Below are 19,498 nucleotides of genomic sequence, written 5' to 3' on the forward strand. Positions count from 1 at the left end.
CGCGTTGTGGTGTGCAGCCTAACGACGTCCACGACACGGTCGCGCGTTCCATGCGTCAACCGCGGCGGCATACATTGGTGCTCGAACTTTTCGACCCGAGCAAGGAAGACAGTGAGCAGTCTGCGCGGCATGTTCGCCGACACCAGACCGTTGCAGGTGCCGGCCTTCCGGCGGCTCTGGAGCGCCAACATCATCACGGTCATCGGCGCCCAGCTGACCGTGGTCGCGGTGCCGGCCCAGATCTACGCCGAGACGCACAGCTCGGCATACGTCGGGTTGACCGGGGTCTTCGGGCTGGTGCCGCTGGTGATCTTCGGGCTGTATGGCGGGGCGCTCGCCGACGTGATGGACCGCCGGCGGCTGCTGATGATCTCCACCGTCGGGCTGATCGTGTGCAGCGGTCTCTTCTGGGCGCAGGCCATGATGCACGTCGACAACGTGTGGGTGATCCTCACGCTCTTCGCGGTCCAGCAGGCGTTCTTCGCGGTGAACCAGCCGACCCGGTCGGCGATCCTGCCGCGACTGATCCCGCTGACCCAACTGCCGGCGGCGAACTCGCTGAACATGACGGTCATGCAGTTCGGTGCGATCGCAGGACCGCTCGTGGGTGGTGCGCTGATCCCGGTGCTGGGCTTCCAATACCTCTATCTGACCGACACCATCTGCCTGTTCGCGACGCTGTGGGCCGTGGTCACGCTGCCTGCGATGCCGCCGACGCACGACGGCACGTCGAAAGCCGGACTGCGTTCCGTCATCGACGGATTCATCTACCTGCGCGGCCACAAGGTGCTACTGATGTCGTTCCTGGTCGACATCATCGCAATGGTCTTCGGTATGCCGCGAGCGCTCTTCCCGGAGGTCGCGCACGAGAGCTTCGGTGGTCCGACCGACGGCGGGCTCGCCTTCGCGTTGCTCTTCGCCGCCATACCGGCCGGTGCGGTGCTCGGCGGCATCTTCTCCGGTTGGGTGTCGCGTGTCGAGCGGCAGGGCCTGGCCGTGATCAACGCGATCGTCGTGTGGGGTGCGGCGATGGTGCTGTTCGGCGTCGGAGTCGGGCTGGCCGACGGTCGCGCGGACGTGTTCCTGCTGCTCGCGCTCGCCGGGCTGGTGATCGGCGGTGCGGCCGACATGGCGTCGGCCGCGTTCCGGTCCACGATGTTGATGGAGTCGGCGAACGATGACGTGCGCGGCCGGTTGCAGGGCGTCTTCACGGTCGTCGTCGCAGGTGGTCCCCGGGTGGCCGATGTGGTGCACGGTGGCGCGGCCGCGGTCGTCGGCACGTCGGTCGCCGCGACCGGCGGTGGGGTGCTGGTGATCGTGCTGGTTGTGGTGGCCGCGCTCGCCATACCCGTGTTCGTGCGGTACCGCGTGGTGCGTCCGACAGTGTCCGCGGCCGTGCCCAAACCCTGACACCCCCCTTGTGCCGAGAGGACAGGCAATGGCCGGGAGGACAGGGAAAACCGCCCGAATCGGGCCTGTTTTGCCTGTCCTCTCGACGAACGGGTGTCCTCTCGGCGAGAGGGTTAGTTCACTCCGGACGATGCCAACTCGCCCTCGGAGGACTCAGCCGGCGGGGCCTTCTCGTCGGCGTGGCCTGGCCACCACGCGAGGTGCCCGATCAGCGCGGTGAGCGCCGGCGTGAAGATCGTCGCCATCAGGAACGCCGCCATCACGATGCCGCAGGACAGCGCGAAGCCCATCGACGACAGCAGCGAATTGCCGGCCAGCATCAGCGACCCGAACGACCCGGCGAGGATCAGCCCGGCCGCGCCGATCGTCGGCCCGGCATGCCGGATGGCGACCGCAGCCGCATCCCGCGGCGACAGACCCTGCTGCGCCTCCTCCCGCAACCGCGACACCATCAGAATGTTGTAGTCCGTCCCGAGCGCCACCACGAACATGTACATGATCAGCGGCAGCATGAACATCAGACCGCTCTCACCCTGGATCCCCTGGAAGATCAACGTCGTTGCGCCCAGCGTCGCCAGGAAGCCCAGGCCGACCGACACCATGAGGTACCACGGCGCGACCAGGCTGCGCAGCAGCAGACCGAGCACGATCATGATCAGGATCGCGGCGACCGGGAAGACCAGCGCGTAGTCGCGGTTCATCGCCGATTTGATGTCGACGTAGACCGAGGTGATACCGCCGACATACGCCTTCGAACCGTCGGGTGCCGCCTGGTGCGCGACGTCCCGCAGCGGCCCGGCGACGGTGTTCAGCGCCTCGTCCGACTCCGGGCTGTCGGCGAGGATCACCGAGAAGTCGGCGGTCCTGCCGTCCTTGGACAGCGTCGCCTCGCCGACCTGGCCGACGCCGTCGACCTTCGCCAGCTTCGCCTTGTATGCCGCCAGTGCGGACGTGTCGAGCCGAGAGCTCGACTGGACATAGACGTCGGTCGGCTCCGTCGCTCCGGCAGGCATGTCGCGCTCCAGATCGTGCAGTGCGACAACGGATTCGGCGTCCTTGGGCATCGACGAGCCGGCCAGGTCGAACGTGGGCTTGAACCCGAGCGCGCTGATCGCGAGCACCAGCATGATGACACCGGAGACGGCTGCGAAGACGGCAGGACGCTTGCCGACGGCACGCCCGATGGATGCGTAGCGAGCGCCGGTGGGCTCCTTCTGCCAGGCCTTGCTCGGCCAGAAGACCTTCGTGCCCAGCAGGGACACGACGGCCGGCACCAACGTGAGGCCGGCGACCAGGGTGACGGCGACCGCGATCGCGAGTGACGGACCCATGGCCCGCAGCATGCCGAGCGACGACAGGGCCATCGCCAGGAACGCGATGATCACGACGCCGGCCGCCGACGCGATGGCCTCGCCGACGCGGGTCACGGCGGTCACCATGGCCTGCTTCGGATCCTCGCCCGCCCGCAGCCGCTCGCGGTAGCGGAACATCAGGAAGAGGATGTAGTCGGTGCCGACACCGAAGAGGACGACGATCAGCAGCTGGTTGATCGAGCTGTCGGCCTTCAGCCCGAAACCCTTGGCAGCGAAGCCGATCAGACCGTTGGCGACCTGGCTGACGACGCCGATCAGCACGATCGGCAGGAAGGCGATGATCGGGCTGCGGAAGATCACCAGCAGCAGCACGATGATCAGCAGGATGGTCGCGATGCCGATGATGGCGTCCGAGTTGCCGGACGCCTCCTGCTGATCGAGGCTCTGTGCGATCGTGCCGGTGGTGCCCACCTTGATGTCGGTGTCGCGGGTGAGTTTGCGCAGCTCGACACGGATGTCCTTCGCCGTGTCGTTGAGCTCCTTGTAGTTGCTGTTCGTCTGCTCCGGTGTCTTGATGAGCAGCGTCTGCACGAGCTTCTTGGGCGACGCGGGCGCCGGGATCACCTGCTCGACGTTCTTGATCTTCGCGGCCTTCAGGTCCGCGGCGAACCCCTTCACCTTCGCCTGGTCGGCGGCGGTGAGCGGCTTGTCGTCGGTCCGCTGGAAGACACCGATCATCGACGGCGTGAACGCGGCCGGGAACGCCTCCTGCTGCAGGTCGGCGGCCTTGATGGATTCGTAGTGACGGGGCAGGAAGTCGCTCTCGTCGCTGCTGTTGGGCAGCGCGGGCGCGAACGCGACGATCGCGATCGCAGCGACGATCCATCCCGCGATGATCTGCCACGGGTGTTTGACGACATACCGGCCGAGGCTGGCGAACATTGCTCTCCTGGGGTCGAAACGCGAGCTGGGTGAAGGAGTCGGGCCACGACGGAAATCGGCCCATGAGGCTTATTCTGCGTTGGCGGTTGCGGTCGCGAGCTCCCTGCAACGCCACCGCATCCCAAGCCTCCTGTGTTGGTTCAGAGGACTTCATGGTCGATGATGCACGCTCGCATGGCCTGTCGCATTCGACTAAGGGCTGATCCTTCTCCCCCTTCAGTATGAGATGCCGTTCCCCGGCCGGCGCGCTCGTCCTGAGACGATGAGCCGGTGGAACCACCCGTGCTCTTCTCCGTCGCGCCCGACTACTACCGCTTCGCCGTCGCCGAGTTGCGCGCTGCGCTGGATGTGACGAAGGCACAACGCGTCGGACCGGACGCCGGTGTGGTGCACCTGGGCTCCGGCTCGCTGCAGGAGGCCGCGGATGCGTGCTGGGGTGGTGAGATCCCGCTCGTTCGCCACCTGGCGCGCGCGGACGCCGTGCGTGGCGCCGGCAGTTTCGAGACGGCGGACGAACTGGCCGACTGGGCGAGCAGCGTGCTGCTTGCGTCGCTCGAGGTCGGAGACACGATCAGCCTGCACACCTGGGAAAGCGGGGACGCTGAGTTCGCGCCGGGCAAGGTGCGGCGTCCGTTGCTGGAAGCGTTGATGGACAACGGAATCCGGGTGGTGACCAGTGGCGCCGACATCGTCGGCAGCGTGTGCATCGGCACCGACCGGATCACTGCGGGCGTCAATCCGAGCGAGCTGTCACTGTGCGACTGGCCCGGCGGTCGTATCCGCTTGGCGACCGTGCCGGAGCAGGTGTCACGCGCCGAGTTCAAGCTCGAGGAGCTCTTCTCGTATGTCGGTGCACCCTCCGGTGACGTCGCTGTGGACCTCGGCGCCAGCCCGGGCGGGTGGACGAGAATCGTGCATTCGCAGGGTTTTCGGCAGGTGCACGCAGTGGATCCGGCCGCACTCGACGAGCGGGCGCTGGCGCTCGACGGCGTCATACATCATCGACAGACGGCCGGCGACTTCGTCAAGGAGTATGACGGCGAGCCCGTCGATCTCATCGTCAACGACATGCGCATGGTGCCGCAGCTGACCGCGCACACGATGGTCGACGCGGCTGCGCTGCTGCGGCCGGGCGGCCTGGCGGTGATCACCCTGAAGTTGGGCACCAACAACCCGGAGAAGCAGATCGACGACGCGCTGGAAGTGCTTGTGGCGGCATACGATCCGAGCTTCATGCGGCAGCTGCAGCACAACCGTCACGAGGTCACCGTGGTGGCGACCCGGCGCTGAGGCTCACCAGTGCAGTGCCTGGCTCGGGACGTCGGTGATGATCACGTTGGCGTGCAGGCTGCGAAGCCTGGTGAACTGCGCCTTGGCGTCGACGGTCCATACCGCCACCTGCATCCCCTTGCCGTGGATGGCCGCGTGCAGGCCGGTGTGCCAGTTGGCAGCGTTGTACGAAACGTCATAGCAGTTCTTGCTTTTCGCCGTTGTGATATCCGCTGCGGACACCGACTTCTCCAGGCACGAGACGCGGATGCCGGGATGCGCGGCGTGGATGGTCGCCGCGGTGTTGCGCCACGCGAAGTCCTGCACGATCGCCCGACCCGTCATGTTCTTCTCGGCGAGCCGCTGCACGAGCAGCTTTGCGGCCGTGCGCTGTCCGGCAGCCGGCTCGCCGTGATGCTTGACCTCCACGCGGAAGACCGCACTCTTGTTGGACGACGCCAGGAACGCCCGGAGCACATCGGCCAGCTTGGTGGGTCGCGCACCGTCGGCGCACCGCAACGCGCTGACCTGGGCCCAGGTCGACCCGGTGATGGTCCGTGACGAGTGGCAGTTCTGCAGCGAGTCGTCGTGGTGCAGCACGCCGACCTGATCGGTCGTGAAGTAGACGTCGCCCTCGATGTCCCTGACACCGTGCGAGAGCGCACCGTTGATCGCCTTGAGCGAGTTGTCGATGCCGTAGTCGCCACCGCGGTGCGCTGACACCTTCCCGTATGTCGCTGCGGCTCCGGCGGAGTCGCACGCGACGACTGTCCCGGCACTCGCTGCGGAGAGCACGACCACCGCAGTGAGGACACGCCGTTGCCGTTGCTTGGATTCCATGTGTTGCACCCTGCCATTCCCTCGTCCGGTATCAGTAGAGATAGGGATTGCCCGACGAGTCCCACTTGATGACGCCGACATACGCCTGCCGGGTGCTCGTGCCCTTCAAGGTGGCGTGGAACGCGATGCGGGTGGTGGCCCCGTCCTGCAGCAGCTCGGCGCCGCCGGGACTGATGAACGCCTGACCGAGGCGGTTGTTCATCGTCATACGCTTGACGAAGTGGAAGCCGCCGGGGTCCTGGAAGGTCGGCGCCGCCCAGGCCTCGGTGCGATATCCGGTGCCGGCGAAGGCGCCACGGGAGACGAACATCCAGACCTTGCCCCCGTGTGCGACGAAGGTGGGCGCCTCCATCGTCTCCGAGCTCGTCGTCGCGGCCAGTCGCTTGCGGTCACCGGCGATGACCCTGGTCCCGGTGGCTGCGTCGACCGGCACCGAGACGATGCTGAAGAAGCGTGGGTCGGAGTAGCGGCCCTTCTTGTAGACCAGGTACCGCTTCCCGTTCTTCGCGAGATACATCGTCGGATCGATCGCCTCGTAGGCGCTGGAGCTGCACACGCGCGTTCCGGCATACCGGAAACCGTGGGTAGGTGACGTCGACGTGGCGATCCCGATGCAGTCGTTGTTGTAACCGCCCGCCTTGTTCCATGCGGTGAAGTACATGACGTAGAGCGGCTTGCCGTCCTTGGTCACCCGGAAGACGTGCGGCGCCCAGTGGTGGCGGCCGTATTTCGGCGCGGTGCCGTTCCACGTCGACGGGTAGTCGCCGGTCGGAGAGCTGAGGCCCTTGACCGCGTACTTGCCCTGTGGGGTCGTCGACGTCGCCACCGGGAAGCCGTCGCCGGTCGAATAGAGGTAGTAGGTGGACCCGAACTTCGCGAACCCCGGGTCCGGGAAGTTGCGGCTGATGACCTGGGACACGTGACTGGCGCGACCGGCGGCATGAGCGTCCACCGTGCCGACTCCCGAGCCGGCGACCGCAAGAGCCGCGGTCACCACGGCGGCACTGCGCAGGATGTTCTTGGTGTGCATCGGACCGTCCCCCTTGTGGGCTGTCGTTGCTGACAGTCCAAGAAGGTAGGAAGGTCCACTGCGAAACCGCTGCGAGCCCGCTGCGATGCGTGGCACCACGTGTCGGGATCGAGTGGTTGAGTGGACGGCATGGCAGAGACGGCAGATGTGACCACCGAGATCCTGACCGACGCATTCACCCGGGTCCGCGAAGGACTGCCGCAGCAACTCGACGGACTGACCGCCGAGCAGGTGCTGTGGCGGCCGGGGCCGGACGCCAACCCGATCGGTTGGCTGGCCTGGCACCTGGCACGTGTCCAGGACGACCATCTGGCGGGTGTCGGCGACGTCGAGCAGGCCTGGACGCGTGGCTGGTCCCAGCGTTTCGGGCTCCCGTATGACGACATGACGATCGGCTACGGCCAGACCAGCGACGAGGTCGGGCGGTTCAGCGTCACCGACACCGATCTGCTCGTCGGCTACTACTCGGACGTCCATGACCTCACCCTGAAAGTGTTGCAAACACTACGGACTCCGGCCGACTACGAGCGCATCGTCGACGAGCGATGGGATCCGCCGGTGACCGCCGCGGTGCGGATCACGTCGGTGATCGGCGACATCACGCAACACCTGGGCCAGCTCTCCTACGTGCGGGGATTGTTGGACAAACATTGAACGTCCCTTTAACAACCCTGGTCGGGTCGGGCGCGTCCTACCGGTGAGAGGCCGATCGGCGAGAGATCGGCCGTGAGCAGGGGTGACCACGATGAACCGCACGTCAATACGTTCTGCTCTCACCGCGACCGGCGTCGGTATGGCGCTCCTCCTCGCCGGTTGCGGGTCTGGAGGATCGGACTCTGCCGCGGGAGCGAAATCACTGACCACCGTTGCGGATTCGACGACATCGAGCCAGACCCGGACCGACTCCGGCACTTCGAGCTCGTCGACCGCGGGCAGCGCGAGCAGCGCATCGGACACGTCGTCGGCCACACCGACCTCGGCGTCGAAGCGGGCGGCTACGGCGCCGCCTGCAGCCAAGAGGTCGAAGACGAAGCCACCGGTGAAGCCGTCGATCCATCCGTCGGCCGGTGACAAGCCGGTCCCGCTGTGCACCGTCGGTCAGTTGCACATCACCGTCGGTGGTGGCAACGCCGACATGCAGGGCGCTCACCGCTCACTGCGGTTCACCAACATCGGCGACAAGACGTGCAAGCTGACCGGTGCCCCCGGGGTGTCCTACCGCTCCGCCGGCCGGGGCGGTCATCAGATCGGGCTGCCGGCGCACCGCATCATCGGGCATCAGCCGATCGTGTTGATTCCCAACGCAATCGGCTCTGCCGGCATCTTCATCTCCAGTGCGCCGCGCAAGAGCGGGTGCGCCAAGGTGACCGCGCGCGGCATACGGGTCTATCCGCCGGACTCCTACAAGGCGGCGTTCGTCCCGATGCCCGAGGTCGTCTGCGCATCGGCGACGTCCGGCCCCTACCTGAAGGTCGGCCCGATCCTGCCGGGTCCGAACCACACGGTATGACGCTCTGCCCGCATCCGCACCAGCTCTATTTCTGATTCACTGCACTAGTCGGTGGACGGCAACGCGCAGGACGGTGTCCCGCCGGGCAACTGATGGCGGTGCCGCGCGACCCAGCCGTAGGTGAGTCGCGCGGCTGGGTCGACGCCCGGCAGGGTGATGATCCGGCCGATCATGCGCAGCGGTGCGCGGCCTGTTCGCAGCACCGCGGCGATCGCTCGGTGGCCGTAGACGACCGAACCGTCGGCGTGGACGAACGGCATCTCGACCACGGCTCGCTCCGCCGAGACCCCGAGCGCCTCGAGATCGACCGACTGCAACGCAGTCACGTCGATGTCCAAGCGCAGTCTCGGCACGAACCCGGCGGCCTTCGTGCAGAAGCCACAGTCGGCGTCATACAACAAGGTCGGCCTCATGCCTTGACGGTACAGCGCGACCGCTCCACCGAAAGTGCAGGAAGTGTCGTTCCGAGTCGCGTATGCCGACACGGTTTGCACTCTCGTGAAGAAGTGGCGGTAGGAGCCGTCGCGCCGAGCCGCCTCGTTCCTCGGCGCCTCGGGCGCTCCTCCCAAATCCCGCTGTCTCCAATAAAAAATGAGGGACCCGACGAAACTGCTGTCGGGTCCCTCATTTTTTGGCGGTGGCGGTGGGAGCCGTCGCGCCGAGCCGCCTCGTTCCTCGGCGCCTCGGGCGCTCCTCCCAAATCCCGCTGTCTCCAATAAAAAATGAGGGACCCGACGAAACTGCTGTCGGGTCCCTCATTTTTTGGCGGTGGCGGTGGGATTTGAACCCACGGTGGAGTTGCCCCCACACAACATTTCGAGTGTTGCACCTTCGGCCGCTCGGACACGCCACCGCCGAAGAGGCTACCGGACAGTCCGCGTGACGCCAAAACGGGGCTGGGGGCGTGTCACGAGGGGCAGCCGGGCGGCGGGGTGACAGTGGTCGGGGGCGCGGAGGAGACCGTCCGCGCGTCGTCGCCGAGCACCAGGTCGACCGAGTCGTCGGTGCGGCCGTCCTCGACCAGCTGAGCGTCGGGCGCGTACTTCTTGACGTATTCGGTGGCGTTCTTCTTGCCGTTGGGACCGAACCGGATCTGACCGGCGCCGGAGAGGATTTCCTTGTAGGGGTCGTTGCTGACGGTGCCGACGCGGAAGCCGTGGGACGTCATGGCGATGCCGGTGTCTTTCGCCTGGCCGCTGTCCCGCGAGGCGTTGTAGATGTTCAGCACGAAGACGGACTGTGGCGGGGGAGTCGGTGTGACGTCGCACGACGACGACGGCGCCGGTGCGGCAACGCCGTCCTTGTTCATGTAGTTGACGGCATACAGGAATGCGCCGAACACCAGGGCCGCAGCCACCAGGATGACGATGATGGCGCGGCGGTGCCGGCGGCGTCGCGCCTGCGCGAGGCCGCCGTCTTCGCGGACGTAGCTCACAGCGCTAGAACCCGTGCGTGCAACACGGGTCGTTGTTGCAGTGCTGCTCGCAGCGCGCGGTGCAGTCCGTCTTCAAGATAGAGATCCCCCTGCCAGGACACGACGTGCGCGAAGATGTCGCCGTAGAAGGTCGAGTCCTCCGACAACAACGTGTCCAGGTCGAGCGTGCGCTTGATCGTCACCAGCTCATCCAGTCGGACGACGCGCGGCGACACCGAACGCCAGTCCTTCGGACTCACCAGACCGTGATCCGGGTAGGGGCGCCCTTCGCCCACCGCCTTGAAGATCACGCTGACAGCTTAATGGCGAGGTTGCCCAGAACCTGCCGCGCACCCGCGTGGCGCGACTATTCTCGGGCAGCGTGACGGATTCCACGGCGAGCGGACAGCTCGAAGAGATCAAGAACGGCTACTCCTTCGACAGCGAGGTGATCGAGCTCGGCGCCGCTGTCATCGACGATGCGGCCCATGCGGACGTGCCGGTCCGGCTCCCGGTCTCGATGATGAACAGGCACGGACTGGTCGCCGGCGCGACCGGCACCGGCAAGACCAAGACGCTGCAGCTGATGGCCGAGCAGCTCTCGACCGCCGGCGTCCCGGTCTTCCTGGCCGACATCAAGGGTGACGTCTCGGGCATCGCGTCCCCGGGCGAAGGCGGCGAGAAGATCGATGCGCGCGCCAAGGACGTCGGCCAGGACTGGAAGGCGACCGCCTTCCCGACCGAGTTCCTGTCCCTCGGGGGCAAGGGCAAGGGCGTCCCGATCCGCGCGACCATCACCTCGTTCGGCCCCACCCTCCTTTCCAAGGTGCTCGGGCTCAACGACACGCAGGAGTCCTCGCTCGGCCTGGTCTTCCACTACGCCGACAAGCGTGGTCTCAGCCTGCTGGACCTGAAGGACCTGACCGCCGTCATCCAGTTCCTCGTCTCGGACGAGGGCAAGGAGGACCTCAAGGGTCTGGGTGGTCTGTCGTCGTCGACGGCCGGCGTCATACTGCGCAACCTGATCGCGTTCTCCGACCAGGGCGCGGAGGCGTTCTTCGGTGAGCCCGAGTTCGACACCGCCGACCTGACCCGGGTCGCCGAGGACGGACGGGGCGTCGTCACCTGCCTCGAGGTCCCCGGTGTGCAGGACAAGCCGGCGTTGTTCTCCACCTTCCTGATGTGGTTGCTGGCCGACCTCTTCCACGACCTGCCCGAGGTCGGCGACGCCGACAAACCCAAACTGGTCTTCTTCTTCGACGAGGCGCACCTGCTCTTCAACGACGCGTCTCCGGCATTCCTGACGGCGATCGAGCAGACCGTGAAGCTGATCCGCTCCAAAGGCGTCGGCATCTTCTTCGTCACCCAGACGCCCAAGGACGTCCCCAACGACGTGCTGTCCCAGCTCGGCAACCGCGTGCAGCACGCGCTGCGCGCGTTCACCCCGGACGACGCCAAGGCGCTCAGGGCCACGGTGCAGACCTTCCCGACCAGTGGCTACGACCTGGAGAAGCTGCTGACCTCGCTCGGCACCGGCGAAGCGGTCATCACCGTGCTGTCCGAGAAGGGTGCGCCGACCCCGGTCGCGTGGACCCGGATGCGCGCACCGCTGTCGCTGATGGCACCGTCGCCGGCCGAGACGATGGACGGCATCATCGCGAAATCGCCTCTCGCGCCGAAGTACTCGGAGGCCGTCGACCGCGAGTCGGCATACGAGATGCTCAACAAGAAGCTGGCCGATGCGCCCACCGATGACGCCGAGAGCGGCAAGGAAGCTGCGGCGCCGAAGGAGAAGGCGGAGCCGAAGAAGAAGGACGAGCCCGGCATGGTCGAGCAGGTCGTGAAGTCCTCGGCGTTCAAGTCGGTGTTGCGATCTGCCGGCACCGTGCTGGGCCGCGAGATCACCCGCGGCATCTTCGGCACCGCTCGCCGCAGGCGCTGAGCCTCAGGAAGAAGAAGACGCCGTCGGCGTCGTCGCGCACTTCGACGACGTCGGCGACGGGCTCTTCGGCGGCACGGTCGCCTTCGCCACCGGCACGATGGCGCTGTCCTTCCACTTGCTGCCTATCACCACGTCCACCTTGGTGCCCTTGCGGTGATCGTTGAGCATCCGGACGTCCTTGAACTGCAGGGCTGCTCGCCGCGCAGCCGGCTCACCCTGGGTGCCGTAGCGGATGATGACGGCGTGGTCGGGGTAGAAGTCGCTGGTGTTGCCGACCTTGGCGACGTGGAAACCGCGCTTGGTCAGCAGCGCGGAGAGTTGGCCCGCCGTGCCCGGTATGACGAAAGCGTTGAGCACGTTGACCGTCACCTTCGACGGCTTCGGCGGCGGCACCGGGACGAGTGCGAACTTCTCGCCGATCACCACGTCGACGCTGGGGTTGGTGCGGTCGTCCTGCTCCAGCTTCGCGTCCTTGATCTGTTGGGCCAGCGTCAGCGCGATCTGCTTGCCGTTGGCGCCATAACGGATCTCGGCATGCTTCGGCGGCTGCCCGCCCTTGGGGTCGTTACCGGTGTCGATGACGTGCACCCCGCGCCAGGTCAGCTGTGACGCCACGCTCGCGGCCTGGCCGGCCTTGCCGCCGGCGTTCCAGACATTGGCGTGGATCGTGTTCAGCGCGATCTTCATCGTCGGCGTGGACGGTGCGTTGAGGCACGACTCGGTCGCCGTGTCATGGTGGTTCCCGGTGGTGCACGCGACGAGTGCGGGCATCGTCAGTGCTATGGCGACCGTGGCCCCCGCCACGCGTCTCCCCGTCAGCCCCATGGTTCCTACCTGTGCGCACCGATAGATCTTGTGGCACACAGTATGAGTTGTTCTCATGTGAATCCCGCGCACCCCCGCGTGGCGGTTTGGTCACAATGCGGTGCCGTCGCGGCGATCCGTCACCGTCGAAGGGCCGCGGCCTTCGTGTGCAGGTAGTGCTGCTCGGGGATCGAGTCGGTCAGGGCGGCTGCCTGCGCGTAGCACTCGGCTGCCTCGGCGTCCCCGATCGCCTCCAGCAGATGCGCTCGGGCGGCGATGATCCGGTGATCCCGAGGACGTTGCCGCAGCAGCGGTTCCAGCGCTGCGAGGCCGGCTCGGGCGCCGTCGACCTCGCTGAGCGCGATCGCCGCGCCGAGGTCGACCGCCGGACTGGGGGCGACGTCCTGGAGCATGCGGTACAGCTGCAGGATCTCGGCCCAGTCGGTGTCGGCGAAGGTGGCCGCGGTCGCATGGACCGCGGCGATGGCCGCCTGCAGTTGGAAGGGACCGACCGGTCCACGCGGCAGCGCGTCCTCCAGGAGTATGACGGCGCGGTCGATCTGGTCCCGGTGCCACCGCGACCTGTCCTGGTCCGCGAGCGGGACCAGCGCTGCCTGCTCGGTGCGGGCGGGTGTGCGCGCGTCCACCAGCAGCATGAGTGCCAGCAGTCCGGCCGTCTCGGCGTCGCGTGGCAGCGCCCGGTGCAGCTGATCGGTGAGCCGGATCGCGTTGCGCGTCAGGCCGGTGTCGATCAGGTCCGGACCCGCGCCGGCCGAGGATCCGGCGGTGAACGTCAGATGCAGCACGTGCCGTACGGCGTGCAGCCGTTGCGGCAGTTCGGCCGGCGCCACCGGTCCGAAGCGGGCCCCGGCGAGGCTCTTCTTGGCGCGGCTGATCCGTTGCGCTGCGGTCGTGGTCGGGATCAGCAGACCGGCAGCTACCTGCTCGGTCGTGAGACCGGCCACCGCTCGCAGGGTGAGTGCGACCGCGGCGGGTGCGCTCAGGGACGGGTGGCAGCACAAGACGAGCAGTTGCAGGGAGTCGTCGCGGTCCGTGGTGCGGTCGGCCCACCCGGTCGGCCGGTCCTGTTCGGAGGTGTAGGCGTCGCGCAGCTCGCGCCGCGCGCGGGCAGTGTCGGTACGGGTCATGTCCACCAGGCGGCGGCCGGCGACCCGGATCAGCCAGCCGCGGGGGTTGCGTGGGATGCCGCCGGAGGTCCACTGCCGGAGCGCAGCGATGAGAGCCTCCTGGGCGGCATCCTCACAGTCTGCGAGTGGCCGACCGCCCCGCAGCAGCGCAGCCAGGACGTATGGCGCCTGCCTGCGCCATACGTCCTCGATCTGCACGGAAACGCCCGCGGCAGTATGCGACACGGCCCGCACCGTGGCCGGTCAGGCCTCGCAGCCGGGCTGCATGGTGGGACGCAACTCGATCGTGTCACCGGGGCAGGAGAACGCGGCCGCGATCTCCGCGGCACGCTCGCGGCTCTCGACATCGAGGACGAAGAAACCGGCCAGGTGCTCCTTGCCCTCGGCATACGGCCCGTCGCTGGGCACCGGGGCGCCGGCGTAGTGGAACACCTGCGAGGAGGTCGGGTCGCCCAGCGCGCAGCCGTAGACAACCTCGCCGTTGGCATCGGCCTCGCCGAACACCTTGTCCCAGTGGGCGCCGAGCTCGTCCTTCGTCTGCTGAGGCAGCGCTTGGTATTCGGCGGTGTGATCGCTCGTCGGATGCGCCCACGGCTTCGGGTTCGAGTGGATCAGGACTATGAACTTCATGCGAGTTCTCCTCGTCAACGGGGGACGTCTCTCGTCCCTCCACCGCTACGTCGGAACTATCGCACCGAATTCGACATACCCGTGGCGTTCGCCCGGCGGTCAGTGGCGGCGCGGACGCTCGAGGCGGAAGCTCTCGAAGGCGGTCAGCTGCCCGCCGACACCGGTCACGTCGTAGTAGGTGACGGTGATCGAGGTCTTGCCGCCGTGCCAGCCGGGGTCGACCGCGAACGACGCGAACCCGTGGGAGTGTGCCGGGTTGCGCACGGCCGACCACGGCGCGTCTTCCTTGACGTATGTCGGAGTTCGCTTGCCGTTGCTGCCTTTTGAGCCGACGGAGGTGATGACGCGGCAGGCCGGCGGGTTGTAGAAGAGTTGGTTCGACGGGGCCGAGGTGCCCCCACCACCGATCACCATGTGCACAGTCCCCTTCGTCGTGTCGACGACCTCGGTGTCGGTCGCCCGCGGCAATGGGGTGCGGGTCTCGTTGTCCTGCTGGCCGCGGATCGGGTGTGAGCGTTCGTAGTGGTGCTCGTGACCGCACACGACGAGGTCGACGCCATACCGGTCGAAGAGGGGGAGCCACTCCTCGCGGACGCCGAGATCGGCGCCGTTGAACTGGCCCGCGGTCGAGACGGCGACCTGGTGCATGCAGATGACGATCCAGTCGATGTCCTTGTCACGGCTCGCGTCGCGCAGTGTCGACTCCAACCACCGCTTCTGCGCGCCGTCGGAATAGCCGCGCACGTAACTGTCGCCACCGTCCTGATAGCAGACGTCGTCGTTGGCGATCGAGATCACCCGCACCGAGCCGACGGTGAAGGAGTACCAGAGGCCGCGGGTCGTGTCGGTCTGTCCGGAGGTCTTCGGCAGCTCGAAGAACGTCTGGTATGCCGCGTACCCGATCGGACCGTTGCCGAGCTCGTTCTCGTGGTTGCCGGCCGACGGCATCCACGGCCGGTGCCGTGCGCTGCGTGAGTTGTTCGCCCAGAAGTCCCACCAGGTGCGGACCCGGTCGGTCGCGAGGTTGGCGTAGCAGAGGTCGCCGTTGAACAGGTGGAAGAGCGGCTGGAGCTGCTCGACGCCGAGGGTCGTGTCACCGGCCGCGAACGATCCCAGATTGTCGTTGGCCATGATCGTCTTGCCGTCGGCATCCTTGACCTGCTTGCCGACCGTCGGTGTGCCCTGATCGCCGAAACTGGTGAAACTGAAGGCCTTTCGGCCGTGCGGGGCGGTGCGGAAGCTGCCGCCCTCGGCGGTCGCGCCATCGTGGGTCGCCAGGTAGAGGTAGTTCGAATCCGCTTGCAGGCCACTGATCTTCGCGTGGTGCGCGTAGACCGTCGTGTCCGACTTGGCGTCGACGTAGCTGCGCGTCGTGGCCGGGTGCGAGCGGCGGTAGCCGTACTCGGTGCCGAGCAGCACTCTGGCCTTCCGGACCGGTTGGAGGGTGTGCCAGGAGATGACGACCTCGCGGCGGGCGTCGGAGCCGAATTGGGTGTGCAGCCCGGCGACAGGCGGCGTCGTGTCGCTGTCCCCTGCGGTGGTTGGCTTCGCGACACGCGGTGTCGAGTCGGCCGGTTCGGCGCTCGCCGCGCCTGACTCGAAGAAGCCGGTGGCGGCCATCGCGGCGCCAGTCGTCAGACCCGCGACCACCTGCCGGCGGCCTAGTCGCCTGCCGAAAACGGCCGCGTCCGCGGCATCGTGGAAACCCGTCGTGTTCTCGTCATCAGTCACACCGGTGAGACTGCCGAGTCGGCCTTGCGGGCACGCGGCATACAGGTGAATCCGCGGCGTACATCCAGCACCTCGCGGTGAGCGGAGGATAGGACAACCGTCGCTGCGCTCCTCCCGAATCGTGCGCCTCGCGGAAAAGCTGAGAGGGACCGTCCGAAGATCGTGGACGGTCCCTCTCAGCTTTGGCGGAGGATAGGGGATTCGAACCCCTGAGAGCTTTCACTCAACACGCTTTCCAAGCGTGCGCACTAGGCCACTATGCGAATCCTCCGCCGAGGAGAATACCTGCTCACCGCCCGGACACCGAATCGGGATCGAAGCGGCGGTCTCGATTGCGTATGACGGGCCTGCGTGTTCTACAGTTGGCGCCGGACCCCTCGTGCGGTGGTACCTCTCCGAACTCCCCCAGGGCAGGAATGCAGCAAGGGTAGGAGAGCTCTTCCAGGTGTGCGGGGGGTTCTTTTACACCCCACGAAGTTCTCCGCTCGTACCTCGCTCCGATACTTCGCGGGGACCCCGGATGAGCGCCCACGAAGTTCTCCGCTCGTACCTCGCTCCGATACTTCGCGGGGACCCCGGATGAGCGCCCACGAAGTTCTCCGCTCGTACCTCGCTCCGATACTTCGCGGGGACCCCGAACCGCGTCAGAGATGTCGTTCGCTCATGCCGTCACCCGCTCGGCGATGGCGAAGGCGACTTGGACTCGTCCGGTGACACACAGCCCGGCGGTTTGGACCGCACCGGCTTGAAGTCGCTGCTCAGCCGGACCGGACCACTGGTCGGCATGGTGACCCGCAACCAGCCGTCGTTGTCGACGATGCACGCGGTCTCCGGCCGCTTGGTCAGCGGATTGACCGCGCCGATGTATCCCGAATAACGCACCTTCAGGTCGATCGGTCTGTCCGCAGTCGCGTTGAGCGTGACGCCGTGCGAGTCGATCTTGAGGACGTCGCCGCCCTTGGCCAACGGTGCCGGGTTGACGACCCGGTAGAGCTGCCAGTCCGAGTTGCTCCAGGTCAGCTTCAGGTAGGGCAGCCCGCCCCGCACGAGCTCGGCCTCGTCCCGGGAGGCGTAGTCGATCGGGGCCTTGGGCACGGCCACCCAACCGACCGCGAGCGAGTCCAGCCACTGGCGGTAGCTGACCGGGTTGAGCAGGCCCTTCTTGTAGAAGATCGTGTTGTCCGCCTGGTCGGCCTGCCGGTCCCAGCCGCGGGCGATCGAGAACGACGCCAGGTAGACCGATCCCCAGTGGTTCTTGGTGTCCACGACCTCGACCCGCCGGCCGATCACCTCCTGGCCGAGCTGCTTCTGATCGGTCTTCAGCGCCGCCGCGAGCGGTTGGTAATAGACGTAACTGCTCGACGGCTGACCGGCCAGGTGCAACTGGTTGACCAGGTCGCTGACCGGCCAGATCGCGACCACCAGGGCGCACACCCAGGCGAGGGAGTCGCGGATCTCGGCATACGCGATGATCGCCGGCACCGCCGCGAGCCAGGCCAGCCGAGTCGCGTTGGTGCCGATCGCCAGCGGCACGATCAGCAGTGGCAGGAACGACACGGCGAGGACGGCGGCGGTCGCACGGATGAGCTTGTGCTGGCACACGCCGAACACCACGATGCAGCTGAGCATCGCCGGTGCCGCATCGGTGATCGGGAACGGCATCCTGCCGGTGCCCGGGAAGAGGATCGCCATCGCCAGCCCGGAGACCAGCAGCACCGCGGCGCAGATGCCTGCGGTACGCCGATAGTCGGGGCGCAGTATGGCGACGACGATCGCGATGATGCCGACGAAGAAGCCGGCCAGTGGTGAGCCGAGGAAGGACAACAGGGCCAGCGCGACGGCGGACTTCTCACGATGGTTGCGCATCGCGACCAGTGCCCAGATGGCCAGCGCTGCACCGACGGTGAACGTGACGCGACCGTTGAGCAGGTCGGCGGCCTGCGCGATGGTGATCGCGACCGCACCGGCACGGGGGCGCGGTGCCTTCTCGACGAGGAGCGCCCCGCCATACGCACTGAGGATGACGGCCGCGACGCCGGTGAGGCGGATGCCGAAGGTCGCCATCGAGAACGGCACGAACGCGCTGTAACTGGGCAACGTGATACCGCCGAACCAGCCACCCCACCAGACGGGGGCGCCGCCGACCTGAGCGACCTTGGCGCGGGCGACCTGTGCCGCGAGATCCGGGACCTGCGGTGTCCACACGATGTAGAGCAGTGCGAACACCACCGCGCACGCCGTTGCCAACGCCGTCGGCGAGCGCAGCCGGCGCGACGAGAGCATGACGTCCACGGTACCTTTCGACCCCCTGCGGTCCCTGTGGTTGCGCGCGCTGGTGGGCCGCGCAACCGGTGTCCATTCTGCCTCTCCTGCAGCTTCGGTCGGCACCCACGAACGCACGAGGCATGTCCCGGGACATCTTTCCCGGCGCGACGGGACAGCACACCGTTCCGGATGGGACGCCGCGCGGCACATCGTTGCCCGATCGCCGCACCCTCGGCGACCTCGAAGGGAGACCGACATGACTCACCGCACAGGACGTTCGCTGGCGGCGCTCGCCGCCGCCGGACTGACCATCGCCCTCACCGCAGGCACGAGCAGCGCAGATCCGATCGCGCCCGCCGCCCCGGTCGCGAACAGCATCACCATCACCTCGACCGGCGACAACTACCTCCTGCACGGCGGCATCCGGCCAGGCACGGCAACCGTCCGCTGGGTCAACGCCGATGACGAGATGCACATGATGGCGTTTGCGCGGCTCAAGCCCGGCGTCACCCTCGACAAGATCCGGGCCGCGCTGGCCCAGGGCGAGGAGAACGCCTACCCGCTGCTGGCCGACGGGCCGGACATGGCGTATGGCGGGCCCGGCATGGTGACAGCGGGGCAGGGCGAGACGGTGACGATGACGCACCTGCGAGCCGGTGCCTACGTGCTCGTCTGCTTCATGATGGAGCCGGACGGCACGCCGCACTGGGCCGAGGGAATGGTGCGGATCCTCCAGGTCCGCGGCGCCGCCGAGACCGAGGCGCCGGCCACCGCCGGCACGATCACCGTCGACGACGACGGCATCAACCTGCCCGCCGGCTTCACCGGCCACGGGACGTATGCCGTTGTCGACACCGGCACGGCCCCGCATTCGTTCTCGCTGGCACGACTCGACCAGGGCACCAGTCTGCTCGACTTCGCCGACTCGGTGGGAATGGCATCGGGGATGGGCACTCAGCCGTCTGGTGGTGCACTGGTCTCGGGGATCGACTCGCTCAACCCCGGCCAGACGGCATACGTCACTCTGGACCTGGCGGCCGGCCATTACGGCTACCTGTCGCCGTGGGACATGGAGGGCCCGGCGCTGCCGCCGCAGAGCGGGGAAGTGACGATCCCCTGAACGCACCCACCCCGGTTGGCGGCCGTCGTGCCGAGCGCCCTCGGGAAATGTCCGCCTCGCCATACCCGACCGGAGCACCATGGGGTGTGGCACTCCGAACGGCCGCATCGTCCGTCACCGCGACGCCAAG

At 67.3% G+C, this 19,498-nt stretch carries 18 protein-coding genes, 2 tRNA genes and 1 other RNA gene; 8 read left to right on the top strand and 13 right to left on the bottom strand.

From position 1 onward, the window contains the following. Positions 1-111 precede the first annotated feature (111 nt). Positions 112-1,410 carry an MFS transporter gene (locus tag IEX71_RS06920; protein WP_229749535.1) on the top strand — a complete coding sequence of 433 codons (1,299 nt, stop codon included), beginning with the start codon at positions 112-114 and terminating at the stop codon, positions 1,408-1,410. Between the two features lie 113 nt (positions 1,411-1,523). Here IEX71_RS06920 and IEX71_RS06925 read toward each other — a convergent pair whose 3' ends face one another. Then, positions 1,524-3,665, bottom strand: a complete 2,142-nt coding sequence (locus IEX71_RS06925; RefSeq protein WP_188836243.1) for an MMPL family transporter — start codon at positions 3,663-3,665, stop codon at positions 1,524-1,526. A gap of 270 nt (positions 3,666-3,935) precedes the next feature. On the opposite strand from IEX71_RS06925, the gene IEX71_RS06930 reads away from it, so the two are divergent. Next, complete coding sequence (locus tag IEX71_RS06930; protein ID WP_229749536.1) at positions 3,936-4,955, top strand: SAM-dependent methyltransferase; 1,020 nt, start codon at positions 3,936-3,938, stop codon at positions 4,953-4,955. A 3-nt stretch (positions 4,956-4,958) separates the two neighbouring features. Here IEX71_RS06930 and IEX71_RS06935 read toward each other — a convergent pair whose 3' ends face one another. Together IEX71_RS06935 and IEX71_RS06940 are read right to left on the bottom strand one after the other, a co-directional pair. Next, positions 4,959-5,774, bottom strand: a complete 816-nt coding sequence (locus IEX71_RS06935) for a glycerophosphodiester phosphodiesterase (protein ID WP_188836244.1) — start codon at positions 5,772-5,774, stop codon at positions 4,959-4,961. 31 nt (positions 5,775-5,805) lie between these two features. After that, positions 5,806-6,804, bottom strand: coding sequence for a family 43 glycosylhydrolase (locus tag IEX71_RS06940; protein WP_188836245.1), 999 nt, complete (start codon positions 6,802-6,804; stop codon positions 5,806-5,808). A gap of 129 nt (positions 6,805-6,933) precedes the next feature. Here IEX71_RS06940 and IEX71_RS06945 point away from each other — a divergent pair, with 129 nt between their 5' ends. From IEX71_RS06945 to IEX71_RS06955, 3 genes are all read left to right on the top strand, one after another. After that, positions 6,934-7,458, top strand: a complete 525-nt coding sequence (locus IEX71_RS06945) for a mycothiol transferase (protein WP_188836246.1) — start codon at positions 6,934-6,936, stop codon at positions 7,456-7,458. Positions 7,459-7,530: 72 nt separating this feature from the next. Then, positions 7,531-7,875, top strand: coding sequence for a hypothetical protein (locus IEX71_RS06950; RefSeq protein ID WP_188836247.1), 345 nt, complete (start codon positions 7,531-7,533; stop codon positions 7,873-7,875). After that, positions 7,844-8,314: a DUF4232 domain-containing protein gene (locus tag IEX71_RS06955; RefSeq protein ID WP_188836248.1), complete on the top strand. Its 471-nt coding sequence runs from the start codon at positions 7,844-7,846 to the stop codon at positions 8,312-8,314. The genes IEX71_RS06950 and IEX71_RS06955 overlap by 32 nt, the downstream gene beginning before the upstream one ends. 44 nt (positions 8,315-8,358) lie before the next feature. Here IEX71_RS06955 and IEX71_RS06960 read toward each other — a convergent pair whose 3' ends face one another. The 4 genes from IEX71_RS06960 to IEX71_RS06975 all read right to left on the bottom strand — a co-directional run bounded on the left by IEX71_RS06960 (position 8,359) and on the right by IEX71_RS06975 (position 10,039). Continuing rightward, positions 8,359-8,727, bottom strand: a complete 369-nt coding sequence (locus IEX71_RS06960; RefSeq protein WP_188836249.1) for a thiol-disulfide oxidoreductase DCC family protein — start codon at positions 8,725-8,727, stop codon at positions 8,359-8,361. A gap of 350 nt (positions 8,728-9,077) precedes the next feature. Next, a tRNA-Ser gene (locus IEX71_RS06965) sits at positions 9,078-9,167 on the bottom strand. A 54-nt stretch (positions 9,168-9,221) separates the two neighbouring features. After that, entirely contained in the window at positions 9,222-9,749 is a 528-nt protein-coding gene (locus tag IEX71_RS06970; protein WP_188836250.1) for a LytR C-terminal domain-containing protein, read from the bottom strand. Further along, the gene (locus IEX71_RS06975) at positions 9,746-10,039 is read right to left on the bottom strand and encodes a type II toxin-antitoxin system VapB family antitoxin (protein ID WP_188836251.1); all 294 of its coding nucleotides are present in this window, start codon (positions 10,037-10,039) and stop codon (positions 9,746-9,748) included. The genes IEX71_RS06970 and IEX71_RS06975 overlap by 4 nt, the downstream gene beginning before the upstream one ends. Positions 10,040-10,110: 71 nt before the next feature. Between IEX71_RS06975 and IEX71_RS06980 the strand changes: the two genes are divergently transcribed. Next, on the top strand, positions 10,111-11,670 hold the full coding sequence (locus IEX71_RS06980; protein ID WP_188836252.1) for a helicase HerA-like domain-containing protein: 1,560 nt from the start codon (positions 10,111-10,113) through the stop codon (positions 11,668-11,670). 3 nt (positions 11,671-11,673) lie between these two features. Here the strand turns inward: IEX71_RS06980 and IEX71_RS06985 are convergent, their stop codons facing one another. From IEX71_RS06985 to IEX71_RS07005, 5 genes are all read right to left on the bottom strand, one after another. After that, complete coding sequence (locus IEX71_RS06985) at positions 11,674-12,474, bottom strand: LytR C-terminal domain-containing protein (RefSeq protein WP_188836253.1); 801 nt, start codon at positions 12,472-12,474, stop codon at positions 11,674-11,676. Between the two features lie 140 nt (positions 12,475-12,614). Next, positions 12,615-13,847, bottom strand: coding sequence for an RNA polymerase sigma factor (locus IEX71_RS06990; RefSeq protein WP_188836254.1), 1,233 nt, complete (start codon positions 13,845-13,847; stop codon positions 12,615-12,617). Positions 13,848-13,865: 18 nt separating this feature from the next. Further along, complete coding sequence (locus IEX71_RS06995; protein ID WP_188836255.1) at positions 13,866-14,252, bottom strand: YciI family protein; 387 nt, start codon at positions 14,250-14,252, stop codon at positions 13,866-13,868. 99 nt (positions 14,253-14,351) lie between these two features. Continuing rightward, positions 14,352-15,983: a purple acid phosphatase family protein gene (locus IEX71_RS07000; RefSeq protein ID WP_229749537.1), complete on the bottom strand. Its 1,632-nt coding sequence runs from the start codon at positions 15,981-15,983 to the stop codon at positions 14,352-14,354. Between the two features lie 183 nt (positions 15,984-16,166). Beyond that, positions 16,167-16,254 (bottom strand) — tRNA-Ser (locus tag IEX71_RS07005). Between the two features lie 97 nt (positions 16,255-16,351). Between IEX71_RS07005 and ffs the strand changes: the two genes are divergently transcribed. After that, positions 16,352-16,448: signal recognition particle sRNA small type (gene ffs, locus IEX71_RS07010), an RNA gene on the top strand. A 204-nt stretch (positions 16,449-16,652) separates the two neighbouring features. On the opposite strand, the gene IEX71_RS07015 is transcribed toward ffs, so the two are convergent. Continuing rightward, on the bottom strand, positions 16,653-18,266 hold the full coding sequence (locus tag IEX71_RS07015) for a glycosyltransferase family protein (protein ID WP_188836256.1): 1,614 nt from the start codon (positions 18,264-18,266) through the stop codon (positions 16,653-16,655). A 238-nt stretch (positions 18,267-18,504) separates the two neighbouring features. On the opposite strand from IEX71_RS07015, the gene IEX71_RS07020 reads away from it, so the two are divergent. Next, a complete protein-coding gene (locus IEX71_RS07020) occupies positions 18,505-19,368 on the top strand; it encodes a hypothetical protein (RefSeq protein WP_188836257.1) in 864 nt (287 codons plus the stop codon). Positions 19,369-19,498: the final 130 nt, after the last annotated feature.

The sequence above is a fragment of the Flexivirga endophytica genome, from assembly GCF_014640635.1.
GTDB classification, from domain to species: Bacteria; Actinomycetota; Actinomycetes; order Actinomycetales; family Dermatophilaceae; genus Flexivirga; species Flexivirga endophytica.